The following is a 21,648-nucleotide window of genomic DNA, read 5'->3' on the forward strand; positions in this document are numbered from 1 at the left end:
ACTACCCTATTCCCGATTGCTCAGGAATTCAATCGACGAGTCCGGCCGTCTTTTGTAAGTACATGTCAATCGCCGATAGGAGCGGTTCCAGTGCCTGTTGCCAAAAATCAACGGAATCCGGCTCACCGTTCATATACTGTTCAATCAGTTCTTCAATTGTCGCCTGTCCCGACGCGCGCAACAACGGTTCGAACTGTCCGGTGAACGCCTCATTTGATTGCTTGACCGCCGTATACAAGTGATTGCTCAGCAAATAACCGACCGTGTAGGGAATATTGTAGAACGGCTTTTCCGTATCATAGAAATGACCTACAAAAATCCATTTATATGGATCCGGTTCCGCCAGTACACCGCCGTAAAAGCGGGCATCCTCCTCCCGCATCAGTTCAGTAATCCGGTCGCTTGAAACCGGTCCCTGCCGTCGCTCCGAATAAAAACATTGTTCAAACCGGAACATGTTCGGAATGGTTGCGACGTATTTTAATCCTTCGCTGATTTTGATTTCAAGCATCGCCAGTTTTTCTTCGCCCGCCGATTGTTCGATGACGGCGTCAAGGACCAGGTTTTCCATGAATGTCGAAGCCGTCTCTGCACTGCTCGTCCCTTTTATCTGATCAAGAAACGGCAACTCGTGCAACAGTGCATTGTGATACGCATGACCCAGTTCATGGGCAAGCGTGACGACATCCGGATACGCTTCGCGGTACGTCATGAAGATCCGGCTCTCTTTAGCGGCCGGGAACGAGGCACAGAAACCGCCTTCTGCTTTAGATGGCCGGTTTTCCGCATCGATCCAGCCTTTTTCAAACACGGTTCTCGTAAAGTTTGCCAACCGCGGATGCAACCGGTCAAATTGATGCAGAATGATCGATTGCGCCTCGCCATAGGAAACATGACCGTGCGAGGTAAAGGTATTCGCCTCTAAATCATGCCATGCCGGTTCCGTGACATGTGCCAGACGCAATTTCCGTTCGTAATAGGACTGGAACAGCGGACGATTTTGATCAATCGCCGCAAGCATCGCTTCAATTGTCGTCCGTTGCATCCGGTTTTGTTCACACAGTTCCGTTAACGGATCCTCCCATCCGCGTTTTGTGTAAACTTGCAATCGAAAACCGGCTATCCGGTTCAAAATCATCGCAAAGTCTTCTCGTTCAGCAGCACACGTCTTTGCGAAAGCTGTCGCTGCCGCTTGCCGGTCATTGCGTGTTGCCCCATGAAAAACCTGATGCAGGGCGTGTCCGATTGTGACCTCTTCTTCATCAAGCGGAATCCGTAAACCGGTCAAACGCTGTTCATACAACTGTTCCCATCCGGAAAAACCGTCGATTGCCAGTGCTTGAATCATTTGTTCCTGCTCAGCCGGTAGACGCCGTTCCATGATGGCACGGCGTTCTGTCAGATAATAAGACGGCGTGTCCGCTTGTAGCGTTTCCCATTCTGCAGCGGACAGTTTCCGCAATCGTTCCTCAAAGTCCGTTTCACCCACCCGGAGACTCGCCTGCAATATCTCTGTCTGCTCAAGCAGCCTTCCCACTTCATGACGCGAAACATCTTCCGCGTACAGGCAATACACAAAATCACTCAGTTCTTCAACGTGGCATTTGATTCGCTCAAGATGCGTCAAATAAAAAGACACCGGAGGTTGGCCGGTTTGAAGCTGATCCAGTTCCTGTCGTAACCTGTCAATCGTCTGTTTCACGTCCTCAGTCGAATACAGTTTTTCGAGCTGCCAGCGGGATTGCGTAATCGACATCACTTTTCCTCCTTTAATTAATCCTGTCCTTTCGTTTCCTTCGGCTTCCCTTCCCGGGAGACCTGCCAATGAAATACTTTGCTAACAAAAAAACATCCTTCCGCTGACGAAAGGATGTGTGGATGGACTCATCAAATGACGAAGAAATAGACACAAAGGAAATGTGCTAAGCTGCCGAGCAGGACGAACAAATGGAAAATCTCGTGAAAACCAAGGTGCTTGAACGAAAGAGCACGCGGCTTTAATCCATAGATGATACCGCCGATCGTGTAGAATATCCCACCGAGGAACAATAGACCGATTCCGACCGGCGACAGGACTGCTGCGAGCGGTGTAATCGCAAAGACCATGATCCAGCCCATTCCGATGTAAAGCGTCGTTGACAACCAGCGCGGACTGTTGAACCAGACGAGCTTAAAGGTGATCCCAAAGACAGCAATCAGCATGACGATGCTGAATAGGACCCAACCGGTCGGTCCGTTCAGACTGATCAGGCAAAACGGGGCGTAGGACCCGGCAATCAGCAGATAAATCATCGAATGATCGAGACGTCTCCACGTCGCAATCGCTCGGTCACTGGCCAGTACCATATGATACGTCGCCGAGACAGCATATAAGGCAATCATGCTGACACCAAAGATAATTGCCGCGACAATCGCTAGTCCGGCTCCCCGCTCCAGTGCTGCTTTGATGACCAGTGCGAGCAGTCCGACGAAAGCCAAAACAGCTCCGCCCAGATGTGTCAGACCATTGATGGGTTCTCTCATATACGTTTTCATAATTCCCCTCCGTTGTTATGTAGTTTTTAATACTACATGGCGTTATATGAACATTCTATCATACACTAGAAAAATAGGAAGCCATTCCGCACTATTTTTTTTTTGGAGGTATTTTCATGACACAGCCAGATCAACCGATACCATCGTTCGACCGCCAGTTGGAATTAACGGATATCCCGAACATCGACCTCTACATGGATCAGGTCATCCAGTTGTTCGAACGGACCTTTCAGGAGACGACGCGGACGGAAGGCGAAACCATCTTAACGAAAACGATGATTAACAATTATGCCAAGAAAAAACTGTTTTTCCCGGTCACAAACAAAAAGTATACAAAAAATCATTTGATCCTGATCAGCCTGATTTATCAACTGAAAGGAACGTTTTCAATCAATGACATCAAAACGATTTTGACGGACTTGAATACCGGTGTGACCGAACATACGATTGATTTAGAAAATTTTTATCAGTCTTATTTGGACACGACGGCAGCCAACTTAACCGCCTTCGAGGAGCAGCAACCGCCGACGGATGACTTGGATCATCTCGAACAGTTGCAACTGATTCTGTCGCTCGCCCATATGAGTAACTTGTACCGTCGCGCAGCGGAGCGTCTGATTGACGGGCTAGAAAAGTAAGCAACTTTTATTAACGTTCATGGTAAAATAGGGGAAAAGGATGAGGTGCGCGGGATGGATATCGGACAACGTTTTTTGGAACGATTGGATGAAACAGGACATTATTTCGTCAGTTACCAGGATGGCATTATCATCGAGCTTGCTTTTGATGCTGCCGTCGGACGCCATTCCACACCTTTTCCCGCGTTGGAGAAAACGGCTCAATTTTTGGAGGACCATCTCCACTCGCATCAGACACAAGCTTTGTTGCTCGCTTCAAAAATTCACGCGTATGATGCGGAACCGACGGAACGGATTGCCCCGATGATGTCAATCTACAGTTTCTTTGCAACGCATCGGCTTGTCCATCCGCTGAATGCCTATTCCACTGCTCTATTGATCAGCCGCCTGGAAACAACGGATGTTCAGCTTGAACGGACCGTTTCGTTATACCGCCTTTGCAAAACCTCCCACCGCTTCATCGTCACCCCCCTGCTCATCTCGTTCCTGTTTTTGAACAGTCTCCGCCGGGGAGAACTCACGGATATTCATGAGCAGATTGAATCTTTGTACAGCATGTTGAAAAAGCGGTTTGGCCGGTCACAGCAGACATATGTCACGTCACTGCTGTTTGCGTTATTACCAGACGCGGATCATCCCCTTTACCTGGATCAGCTCGTCCGTTCCCGTAATCTTTACCGTAAACAGGGGATTCCGTTATCGTTTCATGCATTACTCGCCTTACTCGGTCAACCGGAAACGCATCAAAACGCGCTTAACCAGTTAACGGAATGCTTGCGCCGAAACCCACACTTTAAATACCGGAAGGATCTAGTATTCCTGACTGCCGTCCGGCTGTACCTTGCCGATCATCCGACATTACATCAACTGTTTGCGCCGTATAGTCCGTCTGACTGGACAAGCTCGACCGATTTCATTCCTATTTTCTTGTTTCCAGTCGACTTGACGGATACGTCACATGCGACCGACGGCGGAATGGCGGACGGAGGGTTTGACGGTGGAGATGGGGGCGGCGGAGGTGATTAACTTCTTCCATCGGGTATCTGTTCGCGTACTGGATTTCTAAAAAAGGGGTTGACTCAAAAAAGAAACACTCATTTTTTCACGCGCTATCCTCAGGCGAGACACAAGCCAGTTTCCCCGCCTGAATCAGGCAGGAAAGCGGGTCTTGTCTGTCTCTGACAGCGCAAAATTGCGCTTTTCCTGTAGGAGTCGCGTGAAAAGAGTGTTTCTTTTTTAACGCGAAAAGGGTGGCAGATTCCAATTCTGCCACCCTTTTCTTTGTAGAATCTGACTTTTAAGTCAGCCCCGTATAAAAACCGGCGTGTACGCCCGATTATTTTTGTTGATCGTCTGCATCGGACGGTGTAACATCACCGTCTTCATCTGCTTCGTGGGACAAATCTGGTGCTTCGTCAGACGATGGTTCAGAATCCAGTTGATCTGTTGATTCCGAATCTGCTGACTTCTTGTCTTGATTGTCAGAATTCGATGCTGATTCTTTTTCGTGGTGCTCTGATGTTGAATCCGAATCGTTTTGTGCTCCCGTATCGGATTGATCACGACCTGCGATCTCGTCGTTCGTCATACGATTCCCCGATGTAATCGGATCCGTTTCTTTTTCATGTTGCTCTGCCATCGTAATGTCCCCCTCAAATTCATAATGATTAGAGTATTCCCTTACATGAGCCGGTTAAACATCCTGGGTGTGAATCGTCTTTGAAAAATCAGCAATCAAGTTCGCGACCGGTTGCGGATGATGCATGTAATGTCCCTGTACATAAAGCGGATTTCCCACTGCAAGGATCTGTTGGAATTGAGCGCTTGTTTCAACTTCCTGGATGACAAGCGCGATTCCAAGAGCCTGAGTCAACGAGTAAACGGACTGGACCATCGACTGCTCCAGCTGATTTTGGACAAGACGCCGTGTAAAAATCGGATCCAGCTTGACGGATTGCACCGGTAATCGGAGCAGCGAATTGAGCGATGCATAATGACTGCCGAAGTGGTCGACACTCAACCGGTATCCTGCCCGACGCAATCTTTCCAATCGTTCGATGACTTTTCGTTTTCCGATTTGCAGTACTTCTTCCCGGATTTCAAGGACAATCCGGTCTTTTTTAAACGATGAACACTTTGAAAATTGTAGCAGGTCGTTGAGCATCGCATCCGACTTAAATTGACTGGCTGACAGATTGATTGAAATCGTCACCGGACGTCCGAGTTCCGTCTCTAACCGAACACTGTCCGAAAGCGCCTGTGCAATCGTAAAATGACCGATTTGACCGAACTTGCCTGTCCGTTCTGCAATCGGGATGAAGTCGGCCGGACTGACGAATCCGAGGACCGGATGATTCCAGCGCAGCAGAGCTTCGACGGCAACCGTTTGTCCCAGTTTGGCATTAAAGATCCGCTGATAATACAATTCAAACTGTCCGCGCTCCAGCGCCTGGTCCAATTCCTGTTCCAGCACATGGTTGAACGGATGTTGTTCGACCTCACGCTGTTGTTCGACGAACAAGGTGCCTGCTTTGCCGTCCAGTTTGACCTGTTGCATCAGCGCTTCTGCTGCATAGACTTGTGTCTGACGGTTCATATGGTCGCCTGTCAACAGACTGACACCGGATGAGGCGGTCAGACGAATCGGTTCATCGGCCAGGTTCAGGATCGGCTGTTCAATCGCTTCGATGATTAATTCGGCAAACGACCGGCCCTGGTCTGAAATGTCGGCCTGTTCGAACGGCGCCAGAATAATGAACTCATTGCCGTCCATCCGTCCGACGACGTGTTCCGGAATTGCCACATATTTCAACCGTGATGCGATTTCCTGAAGGACTCGATTTCCGACACGGTACCCATACTTCGCATTGACGGCATGAAAGTTATCGAGATTGAGAACCATCAGAAAGGTCGGCTGGTTCGAGACACTTGAAATCAAGCGGTTCATATAACGTTCGTTATAGACATTCGTCAACGCATCTTTGATGACATATGTCTCGACACTGATTGATTTACTGATGATGTCGGCGTAACTTTCAATCAATTCTAAATCCGTTTCACTGAATTCGTATGGTTGATCGTCAAAGGCACATAAGGTTCCAATTTTCTCATTGTTGGCATTTTTAATCGCCACACCGAGAAAACTCCCGTTTCCAAGCGTTTGTGTGACCGGGTGATGACTTGTCATCGGGTTCGCCAATAATTCATTGATTTGAATTTTACCGTCCGTTTCATCGATGACGAGTTTGCAGAGGACGTGTTGAAAGACGTGTGTCGTCCCCTCTTCAATCAGTTCTTTCCCTTGATTAATCGCCTTAACGATAAAATTGCTGTTCAAATCATTTAATGCAAAAAACAGTGTATTGACGCCGATTTTCTCACTTAACTGATTTAAGATATCTTCGACAAGCGGGTGTAAAGCTTCATATCGCATTTGCGAGTTATCCACATTCCGCCCCTCCTTTCCTGTTTAGTCCCCTGTCAGTTCGACCGGAAATTGAAGTGTAAACGTACTGCCCCGTCCTTCTTCCGACTGGACGGCAATCGATCCGCCGTGATCCATGACGATCATCCGGCAAATCGCGAGACCAAGGCCCGTCCCGCCAATTTTCCGCGTATCCGAGTTATCGGCCCGATAAAATTTATCAAATACATACGGCAATGCTTTTTCCGGAATTCCGATTCCTTCGTCTTCAATTGTCAGGACGACCTGCGATCCCTTGATACGGCCCTGTACTTGAATCGTGCCGCCGTCCGGCGAATATTTAATGGCATTCATGATCAAGTTCGTAAAGAGCTGTTTCATTTTTTCTTCGCTGGCGGTCATATGATAATCTCCCGCGTCAAAGCTTACCCGGATGCGGTGTTGGCTGCTTGCCAGTTCAAACATCGGTCGCATTTCATGAACCAGTTTTTTTAGATCCAGCTGTTTTTTGACGATGCCTTGGGAGACGTCCTCGCCTTTTTGGATTTCTAAAATATCATCGATCAGTTCAGCCAGACGGACCGTCTCGGAATGAATCGTCTCAAGGTATTTTTTTTGACGCGGACCATCGAGTGAACGGCGCATCAACAGTTCCGTAAAGCCCATGATGGACGAAAGTGGTGTTCGGAGTTCATGCGAAACAATCGATACGAATTCCGACTGCTTCAAATCGAGTTCCTTTTCTTTCGTGACATCACGCAGGACAAGCATCATCCCCCACTCGACGTTGGCGATGGCGATTCGTTCCGCGTAGGCACTTAACAACAAATTTCCGCGAAACGCCGACAGTTCAATTGTCTCGCCCGGAATCTCGCCGTTCATCAATTGACCGATGTAGTCATGCAGCGCATCCGGCTGATCGACATGTTCGAATAAAGAAGTCGCCCGTTCATACGCATGGCGAAAACCTTGGGATTGACTGACGAGCTTCGGTGGAAACATGTTCAACAACGCCTGATTGGCATAAATCTGCTCTCCGCTGCTTTCGATATACAATACCGCTTCCCGAATCGAATCGAGTAATTGGTAGGTTTTGATTTTTTCATGTTCCATTTGATGGAACAGCAGGTGCCGTTCCAGTGTCATACCGAGTTTACGTGATAAATCCAAAATATCTCCGACCTGCTCCAAGTTGAACTGTTCGAACGGATGTTTAAGATAGATGACACCGACGACACCGCCATTGCTCGGTGACTGGACCGGAATCGCGGATTCATACATCTGATCTGCCAACGGGAGCTGAACCGATTTACGCATGACAAAAGCACGGCGCAACACGGAATACTGATCTAAATCCTTTTCAATCAATTCAATGTCTTCGACGCCTTGCGTGACAAGATGACTCAGTTGTTCCCGACGGTATAACAGAATGGCTCCCGCCTCGAGGTCGATCAGCTGAAGCAACTTGACAAGTAACGTCTCACAGGCAGACTCCACGTTTTGGGTCGCCAACGCTTCCATGATTTCATTCCGGTGTTTCAGTTTATGTTCAACTTCCGCCAAGTCTTGTGTCAGTTGACCGATCCGTTGACGATCAGTCGTCTGCAATTCCTTGACTGGAAATGGACTGGTTTTCAGACGATACGGTCTCGTCTTTTTTTCAGGACGATATCGTACGATTTTTTTCAATGGGCTTCCTCCTTCCAATACATGCATTCATGTTTCAAATTATAACATGAGATTTTAAGTTTTCGGCGCGCATTTGACTCAAGAATGAAGAGTCGTTTCCGCTAATAAGCGCTTAAACGATTGTTCAAAGGCAACATCTTCTTGTCGTGTCCGTTTTTTCGGTCCCTTCGTCCGTCCACCTGCCCGCCGGATTTCTTGACCGACATGTCGTGTATGTAGAAGGAAATCTATATTTTCATTCGTAAAAATCCGGCCATTTTGATCGACGGCTCGTCCGTTGCGGGCAAGCGCAAGTGCCGCCAGACCGTAATCCTGGGTCACGACGATATCTCCCGGCGCCATCCGGTTGACGATGGCAAAGTCGACCGCGTCAGCCCCTTGACCAATCGTGATGGTCGTCGCGCCTTCCCGGTTAAACTGATGTGCCGTATCGCACACTAAAAACACTTCGTACCCCTTACTCAATCGAATCGTCAAATCGACGACGGGACAACCGTCCGCATCAATCCATATTTTCATGTCCTGCCACTCCCTTTTCAATTCTCTTTCATTCAGTGTCCGCGACGACCGGAATTACTGTCAAGTCAATCCCTCGCAGTTGACCGTAACTGTCTTAGAACCGACAATAGGAAGGAAAGGATGTGCCGACTTGAAACCTGCTACATTTAGCTCATTTTTATCCTTACTGAAGAAAAGCGAACCACCGGTCGGACTGCTGTCAGCCGCCGTGACGGTTTCGATCATCCAGGCGCTCGCCGCACTGATGATTCCCTGGTTCTTGAAATCCCTGATTGATAACTTTTCCATCGATCAGGTGACCCCGGGTCTGATTGCCCTCTTTGTCACCGTCTTCATCGTCCAGATGATCAGCAATGCTTTTTCGATTTACTGGTTGCAAGTCGCCGGGCAACGAATCGTCGCCAACTTACGGACGATGTTATGGAAACACCTGCTAGCTTTACCCATTCCCTTCTATGACGAAACGAAGTCGGGTGAACTTGTCTCGCGTCTCAACAATGATGCGACGACGTTACAACAGTTACTATCGGAGCAACTCGTCCGTCTATTGACCTCGATTGTTTCGATTGTCGGCGCAATCACGATTTTATTTTTCCTCGACTGGCAAATGACGCTTGTCATGGTCATCGCTGTTCCGTTGACATTATTGATTATCATTCCGCTTGTCCGGAAGTTGCATCAGATCTCGCGGGAGACCCAAAAAGAGCTCGCCGGTCTGTCCGGATTTTTTGCAGAAATGCTTGGTGAAGTCCGTCTCGTCAAATCACAGGCGACAGAAACCTATGAAATGGACCGCGGGAAAACACGGATTGAACATCTGTTTGGATTTGGGGTGAAGGAAGGAAAGATTCAGGCCATCTTACTGCCGGTCTTCAATGTCGCCCTGACATCGATGCTGATCGTCATCATCAGCTTCGGTGCCTACCGTGTCTCGACGAATCAGATCACAGCCGGTGAACTCGTCGCCTTCTCGTTGTATCTGTTTCAAATCATGACGCCGCTCGTGACGATGACCGAATTCGTTTCGAAATTACAAAAAGCACGCGGCGCGACGGAACGGATCTCCGAACTGCTCGAAGAACAGCCGGAACAGAACGGTACGCGACAGGTCGAGCGTCCGTTTGCTGCCGTTCATTTTAATCACTTGTCATTCGGCTACGACGAAGCGACACTGTTGCACGATGTCACTTTCTCGTTACCGCGTGGTCAAACAACGGCAATCGTCGGCCCGAGCGGTTCCGGGAAGTCGACATTATTCGCCTTGCTCGAACGGTTTTATCTGCCAACGAACGGTCAGATCGAACTCGGGCGTCATGCGATTGATCAGTTCGAGCTCGCGAGCTGGCGGAATGCGATCGGCTACGTCGCACAGGATTCACCTGTCCTGTCCGGAACGATCCGCGACAATCTGCTGTACGGCTTGACGCAACAGGTCACGGAACAACAAATCCGCGATGCCGCTGAAATGGCGAATGCCGATGAATTCATCTCTTCGTTCGCACTCGGATACGATACGGAAATCGGTGAACGCGGAGTCAAATTGTCCGGTGGTCAACGGCAACGGATTGCGATCGCCCGGGCCCTCCTGCGTGATCCGGAATTGTTACTGCTCGACGAAGCGACCTCGAGCCTTGACTCGGAGTCGGAACGGGTCGTCCAGGAAGCGCTTGAACGGCTGATGGAAGGACGGACGACATTTGTCATCGCCCATCGTCTCGCAACGGTCCGGCATGCGGATCAAATCGTCGTTCTTGAACAAGGACGTGTGTCCGGCATCGGAACACATGACACCCTCGTCGAGACAAATGTTTTGTATAATAAACTCGTAACGCAACAATTCATCGGTCAAACCGAAACGTCCAGGGGGAGTAATACATGACAAAAACAATTGGTTTCATCGGACTCGGCGTCATGGGTCAAGGCATGGTCCGCAACTTATTAAAAGCCGGTTTTTCCGTCAAAGGCTATAACCGGACAAAAGAAAAGGGCTTGCCGCTCGAACAGGACGGCGCTGTCATCGTCGAGACGATTCAGGAAGCCGTCCAAGATGCCGATATCGTCATCTCGATCGTCGGTTATCCGCAGGATGTCGAACAGATTTATTTAGCGGACGATGGGATTCTAGCATCCGCTAAACCGGGAACGATCGTCATCGATATGACGACATCAAGTCCGGCGCTTGCGATCCGGATTGCAGAGCAGGCGGACGAGAAAGGTCTGCGGGCACTCGACGCCCCCGTCACAGGCGGTGATCTCGGTGCAAAAAACGGGACCCTTGCGATTTTAGCCGGCGGAGACGAAGACGCGTTCAACACCGTCCGACCGTTATTCGAGGCCATGGGAAAATCAATCGCCCGGTTCGGCGGTCCGGGACAAGGTCAATCGGCGAAGCTCGCCAATCAGATTGCGATTGCCGGATCGATGATTGGAACCGCCGAAATGTTGCTGTTCGTCACGAAATCCGGGATTGATCCGACACAGTTCGTCGAGACGATCAAAAGCGGCTCGGCCGGCAGCTGGTCACTCGAAAATCTGATCCCGCGTGTCATCGCGGAAAACTATTCACCGGGGTTCTTCGTCAAACACTTCATCAAGGATATGAACCTGGCACTCGAACGGGCCGGGGAAATGGGGATTGCCACACCGGGACTCGCGCTCGTCAAAGACCTGTATGACGAACTGGCGGCTTCCGGGCATGCTGAATCCGGTACACAGGCACTTTACCTGCTGTTAAAAGAGAAAACACCATCGCAGTGAACTACTCACCACTTATTTGCTTCGCAAATTGAAGTGGGAGCTTCTTGGGAAGACCGTACTTTTACGAGCTACGGTTATTGACCAAGCTCATCGGGTGGTTCCCACCCTGAAGGGGTTTCAGTCTGCTAACAGCAACAAGTTGATACTTGCGTTGATATCTCGATCATGATGCGCACCGCAAGTGCATGTCCACTCGCGCACATCCAACGTCTTCTTCTCGCCTTTCGTTCCACAAGAAGAACAGATTTGCGTTGAGGCGTACCATTGGTCCGCTTTGATCAGTGTTCGTCCGTAGAATGTGCATTTATAGGCCAACTGCCGGACGAACTCATACCAACTGACGTCTCCGATCGATTTGGCGATCGTATGGTTCTTCATCATGTTCTTCGACTTCAGTGTCTCGACGACGATGACTTGGTTCTCGTCAACGATCCGTTTCGACAGCTTATGAAGAAAGTCTTGACGTTGATTTACAATCTTCTCATGCTTCTTGGCGAGGATGATCCTCGCCTTGTCTCGGTTCTTACTCCCCTTCTTTTTGCGGGACAAGGCACGTTGTGCCTTCTTGATCTTCTCTTCGGACTTTCGAAGGAAACGAGGATTGGCAACTTTCTCAGAAGTCCACTCGTCGTTCGTCATGATGGCGAAGTGTTCCAGACCAAGGTCGATTCCTACTTTATTCTTAGCGGGAACCCATTGCTCTTCGGTCTGATCGACTAGAATCGAGATGAAGAATTTCCGGGTCTTCGTCATCGAGACCGTAGCGGACTTGATGATACCAACGAACGGACGATGCTGCTTCAACTTTACGAAACCGATTTTAGGAAGTTTCACCTTACGATCTTCGATTCGTATGCTCCCCTTCAGATTATTTGTTGTGTAAGAGGCTCGGTCGTTATGCTTTGATTTGAATTTCGGAAATCCGACAGACTGATCCCGAAAAAAGTTGTTATACGCTTTGTTCAAATCCATCTGAGCGTTCGCAAGGGAAAGACTGTCGACTTCTTTGAGGAAAGGGAATTCAGGCTTGTACTTCGCTGGGGTTGGGAGCTTTTGCTTTGCGCCAGGGTTGAGCTTCGAGTCTTCATACAGTCGGATCCGCTCTTCGAGCATCTTATTGTAGACGAAGCGGACACAACCGAACGTCTTCACGAAATATTCTTGTTGGGATTTCGTCGGATAGAGTCGAAACTTATATGCCTTCAGCAAAGCAATCACTCCTTTCCTTTTGATTCTTTATACTCATTTTATCGAACGATTGGAGTCTTGCAAAGTCAGGCGATTCATCTCCCACCTACGCCGGGCTCCGCCCCAAGATGCTTAGAGATGGGAGAATTCTCGCTAAATTTAGTAAAATGGATGACAAAAACGAGTCCGACACTCCCAACCAGGGAAAGTCAGACTCGTTTTTTTACGCGGAACGTGTTGCTGTCTGTTGCTCTTTTTTCAATTGTTCATAAAAATGTGCCATCGTCGTATCAAAATACGGCGTCAACAGGACCACGCCGACGGTACTGAGCAACGCAAGAATCCCCCAGATGATGAAACTGAGATACAGTTTCGCGAGACGCCATTTATGCCCCCGCATCATGCGGCGGCTTTCCCCCAGCACCTGGACAAACGACAAATCCGGTCGATCGACTAATAAAAATGGCACCAAACGGTACATCAGATAAAAGTAGATGGCGGGAAGAATCAAAAAAGAACCGATATAAACGAGCAGCGTCACCAGTGTGTAAGCCGCCATCGTCTTCAGGTAAAAACGGATCGACGCAAACCCTTCAAATAACGTCCCGATCCCGGCCGACTCTCCGCGAACGAATCGTAAGTAGGCAATCGTCCGCCCAAGCGTAACCGGTGCGAGCACAATCGTCACGACGATGTTCAGGGCGACGAAACGCAGCATGCTGTCGATATTGTCCTGGTCAAACGACATCCGGCTGGCCGCCAGTGCAAAGATGACGAAATAGATGATCGAGATGCTGAGCGCTGTCAGCCACTTTCCTTTTAACGTCGCAAGTGCAGCCTGTTTGTACTGTAGATTTGTCATGATGAACTCCTTTATCTTTCAACTTTCCTGTTTTAGTGTACCGTAGTCTGCTTTGAAAAAATAGCAATCATCCCTTCACAAGACTGAAGATGTGACGATTTTTGGACAATGGACTCCTACAGCATTTTACTTCTCAGTATCTTATGTTTGTTGCGAATCATACATTCATAAGTTTTATCTAAGTAATGAAATAGGGAGACGGATTTTAAAGTCCGTCTCCCTATATTCGTTTTAAAGAAATGATTCGCTTCATGAGACTCCTACAGGAAAAAGCGCAATTTCCATTGCGCTGTCAGAGAGAAACAAGACCCGATTCCCTGACCATGAGGGCAGGGAAACTGGCTTGTGTCTCGCCTGAGGAAAGCGAGTGAAGAGCAGAATCATTTTTTCTTCGAACCCTAAAGCTTTTTTTAACGTATCAGCAATTCTTTTAACGCTTTGACTTTCTCCGGATCGACTTGACCATCCACGAGGACAGCGGATCCGACGTGTAACTCAGTTGCGTTCGTTGTTTTAAGTAATTCTTGCGCCCGTTCGACTGTAATTCCGGAGCCCGGCAAAACAATCAAGTCGGGATGCTGTTCGATCATTTCGGCGATGACTGCCTGGCCTTCCAGTGCCGTCGGGTGCGCCCCGGACGTTAAAATCCGGTCGACTTCCGGAAAATCAGCCAATACTTCCGCTGCTTCTAGGATGTCACGGCTGCTGTCGATTGCCCGGTGGAACGTCAACGACAAATCGCCTTTATGTTTGATGATCCGTCCGAGGAATCCTTCGTTGACACGACCGTCTGCCGTCAAGGACCCGACGACGATACCTGCTGCGCCGAGTTCCCGGATCAAATCGATGTCCGTGATGATCGTTTCCTGATCGGCTTTCGAATAAACGAACGACTTGCTGTGTGGACGCACAAGGACATGGACCGGAATCTCGACCGATGACAAGACTTGCCGGATCAGTCCGTAACTCGGTGTCAAACCGCCTTCCGATAAGGCGGAGACCAGTTCCAACCGGTCGGCGCCCGCCCGTTCGGCCGCTGTTGCTTCTTCTACTGTTGCTGCAATGATTTCTAACATGGTACATCCCTCCCGCCCTAGTGTATCATGAGACGACGGTCCAGTTCACCCGTTCGTTAAACAGTTTCATCTCCCAGGACGGCGGATAGGTCGAGGGACTGAGAACGATTTTAGCGCGCCGGAATTCCGCCACTTTATACTTCCGGTTGCCTTCAAACTCGTCACACGCCAAAAAGGCATACACGTCTTTCGTCCGTCCGATGACGGCTTTTTGAATCAGCGATGATTCGATGTCGTCGCTGACGAATCCCCGCTCGATTTCCGCACCGTCGAACGTCAAAAATGAGGCATCAAAGGCGTAGGCATCGAGTGCCTGCAAGACTTCCACCCCGACCGTCTGTCCAAATGAATCGACGGTTCCGCCGAGCAGCCGGATTTCCCCGTGAAATGGTCCCGTTTCCCGGCACTGTTCCAGGTGACTGGCAATCGACAACGAGTTCGTGACAATCGTCGCACTGCCGTTTAAATACGGCAACAGATGCTCGACCGGTTCCCCTTTTCCCAAAAAGATGCAGGAGTAGTCACTGAGCCAGCCTTTGGCATAGCGGGCCAGCCGCCGTGACAGTTGATCCGTCCGTCGTGAAACCGGTGACTCCTGTTTTCCGCCCTGGTAGATCGCCCCGCCGTAGACCCGCTTCAGTTGCCGTTCCCGTTCGAGTTCTTCGAGATACCGTCGGACCGTCTCACCGGAGACATCCAACCGATCGATCAAATCTTTTGTCATGACTTTCCCTTCTTCTTCAAGCCACTGCATGATTTGTGATTTTCGTTCCTCTCCTAATAACGACACATGACCTTCCCCCTTCACAGACAAGTACTACTTCTAGTGTAGCGAACGTCTGTAAAGGTCTTGTAAATCCGGTGTAAAAAAACGTGTAATTCCTATGAATTGTTGTTGAATTCGTTCATTTTTCAGATTAACGAAACAAAATCGGCAAACGACAAAAAACCGAATCCTCCTGCCCTTCCGAGAAGAGCAACAGCATTCGGTTACTATCAGTCGATTTCTTTTTTGTCTTTTGCGAACATGTTGATCTTCGACTCCGTACCTTGACGGATCCGACTGATGTTTTCGCGGTGTTTGAAAATGACGAACAGGGCAAGAATCGTAAAGAACGTCGGGACGATCCAGTCATGTTCGATGATACCAATCGTAATCGAGACGACGATTCCGATGCTTGCCGCAACGATTGAGCTGAGCGAAACCATCCGGCTGAAGCGTAACGTCGTCAAAAATGAGACGAGTAAAAACAGGAACAGGATCGGGCTCGTCACGAGCAGCATCCCGCCGGACGTCGCGACGGCTTTTCCGCCTTTGAACTTGGCAAAGACCGGATAGATGTGTCCGATGACGGCCGCAAGTCCCGCAAACAGCGGGTGTAATTCGGAAGCGAGCAGGATCGGCACAAGACTGGCGACTGCTCCTTTACCGAGATCACCAATCAAGACGATGATGCCTGCTTTTTTGCCTAAGACCCGAAACGTATTCGTCGTCCCGAGATTTCCACTGCCGTGCTGCCGAATATCAATGCCGTGTCCCCATTTTCCGACAAGCAGGGCAAATGGAATCGAGCCGAGTAAATAGCCTAAAATTAAAATCCCGATGATTTCAATCATGGTCAACCTCCAACGTATTAGTGACCGACCTTCATATATTCTTCGAGAGTCTGTCCATTATTTTTAATTTGTGTGGCTGGACCGACACCAACATACCGGATGTGCCATGGCTCATACGTGTACCCAGTCCGTGACTGGAACCCACGGTCGTAACGGACGATGAATCCATACTTCGCTGCGTTGTTCGCAATCCATTTTCCTTCTTTTGTATCCCCGAGCTCTGCTGTCAATCCGTTCCCGACACTTGGTGCCGAGATATCAAACACAAGTCCGGTCTGGTGTTCACTGTGACCGGGACGGGCCGAATATTGATCGGCGGCCGCTTTTCCGTCACGGGCGACGTAGTTGTTGTAAAGGACGGTCTGACGTGAACCGGAACGGAATCCGCTGACGGCGTTCAGTGTCACGCCGTCTGCTTTTGCATCGGCAAACATTTTTTCCATCTGTTTTGCGGCGGGTGCCCGCATGTAACTTTGTTCGAGGACGCCGGAATACGAGAAGCTGACGTTCGGTACGACTAAGTCCGACGGTTTGTAATCGATCGGCAAGCTGTATTTTTTATTGACGACGACTAACAGGTCGAGCGATAAATCGGCTTTTGTATCCGATTTATCGACATCCGGTGTCTCGGACTCCGGTTTCGACGGTTTGGCCGGTTCCGGATCCTGAGCGGAATCAGTTTTTCCGTCCTCTTTTTTGTCGGTCGATTTGTCTTCAGCCTTGTCTTCTGTCGAAGATGCGTCCGATGACTTCTCTTCCGTCGTTTTATCTTCAGCTGATTTGTCCGCAGCCGCTTTCTCTTCAGCCGCTTTTTCATCCGCTGTTTTTTTGTCGGCAGCTGCCTGCTCTTCGGCCTTTTTCTCAGCTTCCGCTTTCGCTTCGGCTTCTTTTTTCGCTTCCGCTGCTTCTTTTGCTTCTTTTTCTTTCGCTACTTCGGCATCACTTTTTTCGTTGTCTGAAGTGGCCTTTTCATCTGCGCTTTTATTCGCCTGTTCGGTTTTTGAGTTGTCTTGCGCTTCCTGATCCCCAGGGTTACATCCTGCAAGGAGGAGCGCCAATGTACTGACTGCTACGATTTTTTTCATTTTTAATTCCCCGCTTCCTTGGTGCTATTCTATGTTACCTCTAATCGACTGATTAGAAAAGCCCTCACGCAAGAAATCCTGCTGAGGGCGGAGGCTTAATTGGAGATGAGTGCAGCATCATCGGTACGCATTTGTTCGTAAATCGCGTGCCAGTTCGGAAAGACTTTTGGTAAACGGATTGGACGGAAATTTTCTTTTTTAACGACGACATGCGACGTTTTTCCTGCGACCGCCAGTTGACCGTCGGCATTCTTGACTTCATAGCCGTAAATCGTCCGCAAACCGTCATAATGATCAACCCAGACGGACACCTGTGCTACGTCACCGTACGTCAATGACCGTTTGTAATCGAGATTCACGTTCGTGACTGGCGAGACATATCCGGCTTCTTCCATTTCCTTGTAATCAAGTCCGAGTGACTTGATCAGTTCCGTCCGTGCAATCTCAAAATAAACGAGATAATTCGAATGATAGACGATGCCCATCATATCGGTTTCTGCGTAACGGACTGGTATTTCAATCGTGTACATGTAGCTTCCCCCTTAAAAATCCTCTTTTTCAAGATAGGACCATTCTGAACCGGTTAAGCTAAGTTTGTCAATTAATCGGACGGATTGCTTCGCAATGGCCCGTTCGACGATCGTAATCGCGGCACGGGCATTTCCGTTCGGGACGGTTTCGATCATACCCTCGAGCGTATCTTTCGCTTCCTCCGTCAACTGATACCCATACTGTGCGGCGTAATTAACGATGATTTCGATCAGCTCGTCTTTCGCGTAGTTCGGGAAATGGAATTCGCGTTTAAACCGGGATTTCAGACCCGGATTGCTGGCGAGCAACGCCTGCATCGGCTGCTCGTAACCCGCGAGGACGACAACCAGATTATCGGCATGTTTCGTCATCTCGTCGACCAGCGTATCGATCGCTTCCTTGCCGAAATCGTTGGCACCCCCGTTTAACGCATACGCTTCATCGATGAACAGAACACCGCCGAGCGCATCACGGATGACGTCCCGCGTTTGTTGCGCGGTCTGACCGACGTAGCCCGAGACAAGATCGGCCCGGCTGACGACTTTCAAGTGGCCCCGCTTCAAGTAACCGCACTGGCGGAGGACATCGGCATACAAAGCCGCGACGGTCGTTTTCCCGGTTCCGCTGTTGCCGCTGAAGACCGCATGCAGTTCGACCGGCAACACTTTAAATCCGGCTTCCTGGCGGCGCTTCTGCATCGACAATAATGCCTGGATTTGTTTGATTTCCGCTTTCAGCGGCTGTAATCCGACCAATTGTTCGAGTCGTTCCTCGACCGTATTATCATCTGAAGCAACAAGTTCAAAATCAGCTTGTTCGAGCAACGCAAAATCTTCGTGACTGGCACTTTCCCCGAGACTCGCCCCTTTTTTGAAGATGGCATCGAGGACGATATTGCGGACGGCGCGTCCGTTACCGAAACTGGCGTCGACCCGTTCACGCTCGAGTCGGGACAATAAAGCGCGCTCGGCTTGTTCCGTCAGGACATAATCGTTGACCGTCGCAATCGAACGACCGATTTCAAGCAGTTCCGTATCGGTATAATCCGCGAGCAGATAATGATTCGATTCCGGGAATCGGCTCCGCAGACCGGGGTTCGCTTTCAGGAAATCGCGCATTTCTTCCGGATATCCGGCGAGGACAACGGCAAACCGGCCGGCGTATTCCCCGCTCGTCATCGCGGCAACCAGCGTATCAATGGCTGCCTGTCCGTAATCGTTTCCGCTTTGTCCGGCGCGTTTTAAGGCATAGGCCTCGTCAATGAAGAGAACACCGCCGACCGCTTCCCGGACTTTACTCATGACCTGTTCTTCCGTCTGACCGACAAATGCACCGACGAGCGACGACCGGTCCGTCTCGACGACTTCCGGACGTTCGAGCAGACCGAGTTCATGATAGATTTTTGCCATCAGCCGGGCAAGCGTCGTCTTACCGGTTCCCGGATTTCCCATGAAAATCATGTGGAGTGACGGCTGATCACTCGAGCGGTAGCCGTCTGATGTCCGTTTTTGCTGATATTTCAAGAAGCGGTACATCTGATGCACACGCAGTTTGATATCATCGAGACCAATCATCGCGTCGAGTTCCTCAAGCGCCGACCGTTCAACCTGTTTGATTTCTGCCGGCAACAAGGCGACGACCCGGCGCAGATCCTGCAATGCCGTTGCTTTCAGTTCCGTCATCTCCCGAAAAGCGTCACGGGAATAAAACCGTTCCTGCAGACTGTCGAGAAATTCCGTCGCAATCTGTTCGAGCGACGCGCTCGACAACAGCAATGCTTTACCGGCTTCAAACAGTTCCGACCAACGCGCCGTATCCATCCGGCGCAAGCGTTCCGTCTGTTCGACGACCTGTTCCGTCTCATGCAGGATTTGACCCGCTTGTTGGATCAATTCCTTTGTCGCGGACCGTTTGGCATTGGCATTGTCCGTCTCGCGGATTGTCGGGAAGGTATTCGCGACCAGTAACTGATAACTGCTCTGGAGCTGCTGTTCGATCAACAACTGTTCGAGCCGCTCCGGCAGCCGGTCGTGTTGACGGATTTCCTGCATCCAGCTTTCCGCGAGCGCATCGATTCGTCCGGTCATGATGTAACGGTGTTCGACGAGTAAAGCTAAAATCCGGACTAACGCTTCCGTTTCCTGTAATAGTCGGCTGCTCTGGGCATAACGTAAGGCGAGGACCTCTTCGACTTTCGCCCCCTCTTCCCAAGCTGCAATTTGTTTGAACATCTCCTCTTTTGAGAATGTCTCCATGTCTTGATTCCTCCTGCTTCTCGAAAAAACCGACTGTGGTCGTCACGGTGTGACGCTCCAGTCGGTCTGTCCTCATTTAGCTTTTAACCAGTCTGGATTGAATGTATCCAGTGTCTCGATCTTTTTCATTTTGACAGAGTAAAACAGTTTACCGTTATTGCGGGACTCGGCTCCGAGTACTTTCGACCGGTCCGATGCGACGTAATACGTCGCTTCTTCCGCATTGTCTTCTTTATCGAAGAACGACGGATACTCTTTGATCCATTCTTTCGGAACCGTGCTCGACGGCTCTTTTTTGACGTAAACGTCAGCTGCATTTCCGGCGATATCGGCTTCGCCTTCCACCTGACCAAAATCACCGTTCTCAATGAATTTAATGATTTGTTCGTTAAAGCCGCGTGATAAGAACGGGCGCGGTGCACTGACACTCTTGGATGCTTTCGTTTCGTTCAACAATTTTCCGTCAGCATCGTATTCGCTGAACATCTTCCCGTCCCAAATCGCCATCGTTCCCTTCGACGGTCCGTCGATGACTTCTGTCCGGAAATGGCCTTTATCATCAAAAACGACTTCATACGTCCGTGTCTCGAGTGCATCTTCCGTCGTCGACAGTTTCTTTTCGACGTACTGGATCCGCGACATCGTGTAAAACGGTTTGACCGGAGCAGCTTTATCTTCATTAGCGGTCTGTGTCTTATTCAAAAGGTAAAAATTATAGGCAAGGAGTATCGCCATTGCCACGATTGCGACTGCAATCCATGTGCTCGTTCGTTTCGTCATGCCATGTACACCATCCTAAATTTGTCTCGTTTCATGTTAATGGTATCGGTTTTAGGCTTAGAATACAAAGGGTTTGTCCAAGATTCCTGCATTTCTGAAGAAATACGTCAGACTTTTGAACAATTGATTCTGTTTTTTAGAAAAGCAGCCGGTTCATCAAAAAACCGGACTGCCCGTTCAGAGCAATCCGGCTGCGTTAATCGGTTTTCGGTTCGAGCGAGACGATCATCGATTCATCGACCAGGTAATAGAGATGTTTCGGCAACTCCCGTAAATACCCCTGTTCAAACAACTTTGCACAATCGACCTGGAATGTCTTCGAGTGCGGTTTGAGCGGTAATTTCCGTTCTTTTTCAAAATACCGGTCGACTGCAATCTGGACATGATCCATCTCATAGACCGTCAAATGGTCTTTCGCTTCCATGATCGTAAACGTTTCCCGTGACATATAGAAGACTTGCGTCGAACGGGCACCGAGATAGGGCGCCAGTTGCGTTAAATCGATTCGTTGTTCCTCATCGAGCAGAATCGTCCGGTTCGTTCCTTTCGGCAACGCCGATTCAAAGGCATGTGTCGCCCGTTTGACTTCATCGAGCGTGACGTCGCGAACCGGCAGCTCGGGTTCTTCTTTTGCTTGAAACCATTTCTTAAATCGGTTCACGGTCTCGCCCCTTTCTCCATCAAAAAAGGTG

The 21,648-nt window shown here is 49.6% G+C and carries 20 protein-coding genes; 4 read left to right on the plus strand and 16 right to left on the minus strand.

Translation table 11 applies throughout. The annotated features are described in order from the left end of the window. Positions 1-28: 28 nt before the first annotated feature. The gene (locus tag N7U64_RS13605; protein WP_318930171.1) at positions 29-1,756 is read right to left on the minus strand and encodes a M3 family oligoendopeptidase; all 1,728 of its coding nucleotides are present in this window, start codon (positions 1,754-1,756) and stop codon (positions 29-31) included. A gap of 131 nt (positions 1,757-1,887) precedes the next feature. Further along, complete coding sequence (trhA, locus tag N7U64_RS13610; protein WP_318930172.1) at positions 1,888-2,535, minus strand: PAQR family membrane homeostasis protein TrhA; 648 nt, start codon at positions 2,533-2,535, stop codon at positions 1,888-1,890. Between the two features lie 116 nt (positions 2,536-2,651). Between trhA and N7U64_RS13615 the strand changes: the two genes are divergently transcribed. Both N7U64_RS13615 and N7U64_RS13620 read left to right on the plus strand, forming a co-directional pair. Beyond that, on the plus strand, positions 2,652-3,173 hold the full coding sequence (locus N7U64_RS13615; protein WP_318930174.1) for a DUF1836 domain-containing protein: 522 nt from the start codon (positions 2,652-2,654) through the stop codon (positions 3,171-3,173). Positions 3,174-3,227: 54 nt separating this feature from the next. Then, positions 3,228-4,199: a DUF4003 family protein gene (locus tag N7U64_RS13620; RefSeq protein WP_318930176.1), complete on the plus strand. Its 972-nt coding sequence runs from the start codon at positions 3,228-3,230 to the stop codon at positions 4,197-4,199. 310 nt (positions 4,200-4,509) lie between these two features. Here the strand turns inward: N7U64_RS13620 and N7U64_RS13625 are convergent, their stop codons facing one another. The 4 genes from N7U64_RS13625 to N7U64_RS13640 form a co-directional block, all read right to left on the minus strand. Beyond that, positions 4,510-4,812 (minus strand): hypothetical protein, encoded by a 303-nt coding sequence (locus N7U64_RS13625; protein WP_318930178.1) that lies wholly within the window; start codon positions 4,810-4,812, stop codon positions 4,510-4,512. 54 nt (positions 4,813-4,866) lie between these two features. Then, a complete protein-coding gene (locus N7U64_RS13630) occupies positions 4,867-6,621 on the minus strand; it encodes an EAL domain-containing protein (protein WP_318930181.1) in 1,755 nt (584 codons plus the stop codon). A gap of 21 nt (positions 6,622-6,642) precedes the next feature. After that, positions 6,643-8,286 (minus strand): sensor histidine kinase, encoded by a 1,644-nt coding sequence (locus tag N7U64_RS13635; protein WP_318930182.1) that lies wholly within the window; start codon positions 8,284-8,286, stop codon positions 6,643-6,645. Between the two features lie 78 nt (positions 8,287-8,364). Beyond that, the gene (locus N7U64_RS13640) at positions 8,365-8,805 is read right to left on the minus strand and encodes a YaiI/YqxD family protein (RefSeq protein ID WP_318930184.1); all 441 of its coding nucleotides are present in this window, start codon (positions 8,803-8,805) and stop codon (positions 8,365-8,367) included. A gap of 130 nt (positions 8,806-8,935) precedes the next feature. On the opposite strand from N7U64_RS13640, the gene N7U64_RS13645 reads away from it, so the two are divergent. Both N7U64_RS13645 and N7U64_RS13650 read left to right on the plus strand, forming a co-directional pair. Then, on the plus strand, positions 8,936-10,684 hold the full coding sequence (locus tag N7U64_RS13645) for an ABC transporter ATP-binding protein (protein ID WP_318930185.1): 1,749 nt from the start codon (positions 8,936-8,938) through the stop codon (positions 10,682-10,684). Continuing rightward, positions 10,681-11,562 carry an NAD(P)-dependent oxidoreductase gene (locus N7U64_RS13650; protein ID WP_318930186.1) on the plus strand — a complete coding sequence of 294 codons (882 nt, stop codon included), beginning with the start codon at positions 10,681-10,683 and terminating at the stop codon, positions 11,560-11,562. The genes N7U64_RS13645 and N7U64_RS13650 overlap by 4 nt, the downstream gene beginning before the upstream one ends. 117 nt (positions 11,563-11,679) lie before the next feature. On the opposite strand, the gene tnpB is transcribed toward N7U64_RS13650, so the two are convergent. The 10 genes from tnpB to N7U64_RS13700 form a co-directional block, all read right to left on the minus strand. Next, a complete protein-coding gene (gene tnpB / locus N7U64_RS13655) occupies positions 11,680-12,771 on the minus strand; it encodes an IS200/IS605 family element RNA-guided endonuclease TnpB (RefSeq protein WP_318930187.1) in 1,092 nt (363 codons plus the stop codon). Between the two features lie 202 nt (positions 12,772-12,973). Further along, positions 12,974-13,612: a DUF975 family protein gene (locus N7U64_RS13660; RefSeq protein ID WP_318930188.1), complete on the minus strand. Its 639-nt coding sequence runs from the start codon at positions 13,610-13,612 to the stop codon at positions 12,974-12,976. A 410-nt stretch (positions 13,613-14,022) separates the two neighbouring features. After that, entirely contained in the window at positions 14,023-14,688 is a 666-nt protein-coding gene (locus tag N7U64_RS13665) for a copper homeostasis protein CutC (protein ID WP_318930189.1), read from the minus strand. A gap of 25 nt (positions 14,689-14,713) precedes the next feature. Beyond that, on the minus strand, positions 14,714-15,478 hold the full coding sequence (locus tag N7U64_RS13670; RefSeq protein WP_318930190.1) for a DeoR/GlpR family DNA-binding transcription regulator: 765 nt from the start codon (positions 15,476-15,478) through the stop codon (positions 14,714-14,716). 206 nt (positions 15,479-15,684) lie between these two features. Next, positions 15,685-16,305: a glycerol-3-phosphate 1-O-acyltransferase PlsY gene (gene plsY / locus N7U64_RS13675; protein ID WP_318930192.1), complete on the minus strand. Its 621-nt coding sequence runs from the start codon at positions 16,303-16,305 to the stop codon at positions 15,685-15,687. Positions 16,306-16,322: 17 nt separating this feature from the next. Continuing rightward, the gene (locus N7U64_RS13680) at positions 16,323-17,390 is read right to left on the minus strand and encodes a M15 family metallopeptidase (RefSeq protein ID WP_318930193.1); all 1,068 of its coding nucleotides are present in this window, start codon (positions 17,388-17,390) and stop codon (positions 16,323-16,325) included. 95 nt (positions 17,391-17,485) lie between these two features. Then, positions 17,486-17,920 carry a thioesterase family protein gene (locus tag N7U64_RS13685; protein ID WP_318930195.1) on the minus strand — a complete coding sequence of 145 codons (435 nt, stop codon included), beginning with the start codon at positions 17,918-17,920 and terminating at the stop codon, positions 17,486-17,488. 12 nt (positions 17,921-17,932) lie between these two features. After that, positions 17,933-20,176: an AAA family ATPase gene (locus N7U64_RS13690; RefSeq protein ID WP_318930197.1), complete on the minus strand. Its 2,244-nt coding sequence runs from the start codon at positions 20,174-20,176 to the stop codon at positions 17,933-17,935. A gap of 72 nt (positions 20,177-20,248) precedes the next feature. Beyond that, on the minus strand, positions 20,249-20,956 hold the full coding sequence (locus tag N7U64_RS13695) for a hypothetical protein (protein ID WP_318930198.1): 708 nt from the start codon (positions 20,954-20,956) through the stop codon (positions 20,249-20,251). A gap of 196 nt (positions 20,957-21,152) precedes the next feature. After that, positions 21,153-21,617, minus strand: coding sequence for a DUF3939 domain-containing protein (locus tag N7U64_RS13700; RefSeq protein WP_318930199.1), 465 nt, complete (start codon positions 21,615-21,617; stop codon positions 21,153-21,155). Between the last annotated feature and the right edge of the window lie 31 nt (positions 21,618-21,648).

The sequence above is a fragment of the Exiguobacterium sp. K1 genome, from assembly GCF_033721435.1.
Classification (GTDB): Bacteria; Bacillota; Bacilli; order Exiguobacteriales; family Exiguobacteriaceae; genus Exiguobacterium_A; species Exiguobacterium_A artemiae.

What these genes read in the sequence shown, in the direction of transcription:
- N7U64_RS13605 (WP_318930171.1), bottom strand. Translation starts at nt 1,756, where the DNA reads ATGTCGATTACGCAATCCCGCTGGCAGCTCGAAAAACTGTATTCGACT.
- trhA (WP_318930172.1), bottom strand. Translation starts at nt 2,535, where the DNA reads ATGAAAACGTATATGAGAGAACCCATCAATGGTCTGACACATCTGGGC.
- N7U64_RS13615 (WP_318930174.1), top strand. Translation starts at nt 2,652, where the DNA reads ATGACACAGCCAGATCAACCGATACCATCGTTCGACCGCCAGTTGGAA.
- N7U64_RS13620 (WP_318930176.1), top strand. Translation starts at nt 3,228, where the DNA reads ATGGATATCGGACAACGTTTTTTGGAACGATTGGATGAAACAGGACAT.
- N7U64_RS13625 (WP_318930178.1), bottom strand. Translation starts at nt 4,812, where the DNA reads ATGGCAGAGCAACATGAAAAAGAAACGGATCCGATTACATCGGGGAAT.
- N7U64_RS13640 (WP_318930184.1), bottom strand. Translation starts at nt 8,805, where the DNA reads ATGAAAATATGGATTGATGCGGACGGTTGTCCCGTCGTCGATTTGACG.
- N7U64_RS13650 (WP_318930186.1), top strand. Translation starts at nt 10,681, where the DNA reads ATGACAAAAACAATTGGTTTCATCGGACTCGGCGTCATGGGTCAAGGC.
- N7U64_RS13660 (WP_318930188.1), bottom strand. Translation starts at nt 13,612, where the DNA reads ATGACAAATCTACAGTACAAACAGGCTGCACTTGCGACGTTAAAAGGA.
- N7U64_RS13665 (WP_318930189.1), bottom strand. Translation starts at nt 14,688, where the DNA reads ATGTTAGAAATCATTGCAGCAACAGTAGAAGAAGCAACAGCGGCCGAA.
- plsY (WP_318930192.1), bottom strand. Translation starts at nt 16,305, where the DNA reads ATGATTGAAATCATCGGGATTTTAATTTTAGGCTATTTACTCGGCTCG.
- N7U64_RS13680 (WP_318930193.1), bottom strand. Translation starts at nt 17,390, where the DNA reads ATGAAAAAAATCGTAGCAGTCAGTACATTGGCGCTCCTCCTTGCAGGA.
- N7U64_RS13685 (WP_318930195.1), bottom strand. Translation starts at nt 17,920, where the DNA reads ATGTACACGATTGAAATACCAGTCCGTTACGCAGAAACCGATATGATG.
- N7U64_RS13690 (WP_318930197.1), bottom strand. Translation starts at nt 20,176, where the DNA reads ATGGAGACATTCTCAAAAGAGGAGATGTTCAAACAAATTGCAGCTTGG.
- N7U64_RS13695 (WP_318930198.1), bottom strand. Translation starts at nt 20,956, where the DNA reads ATGACGAAACGAACGAGCACATGGATTGCAGTCGCAATCGTGGCAATG.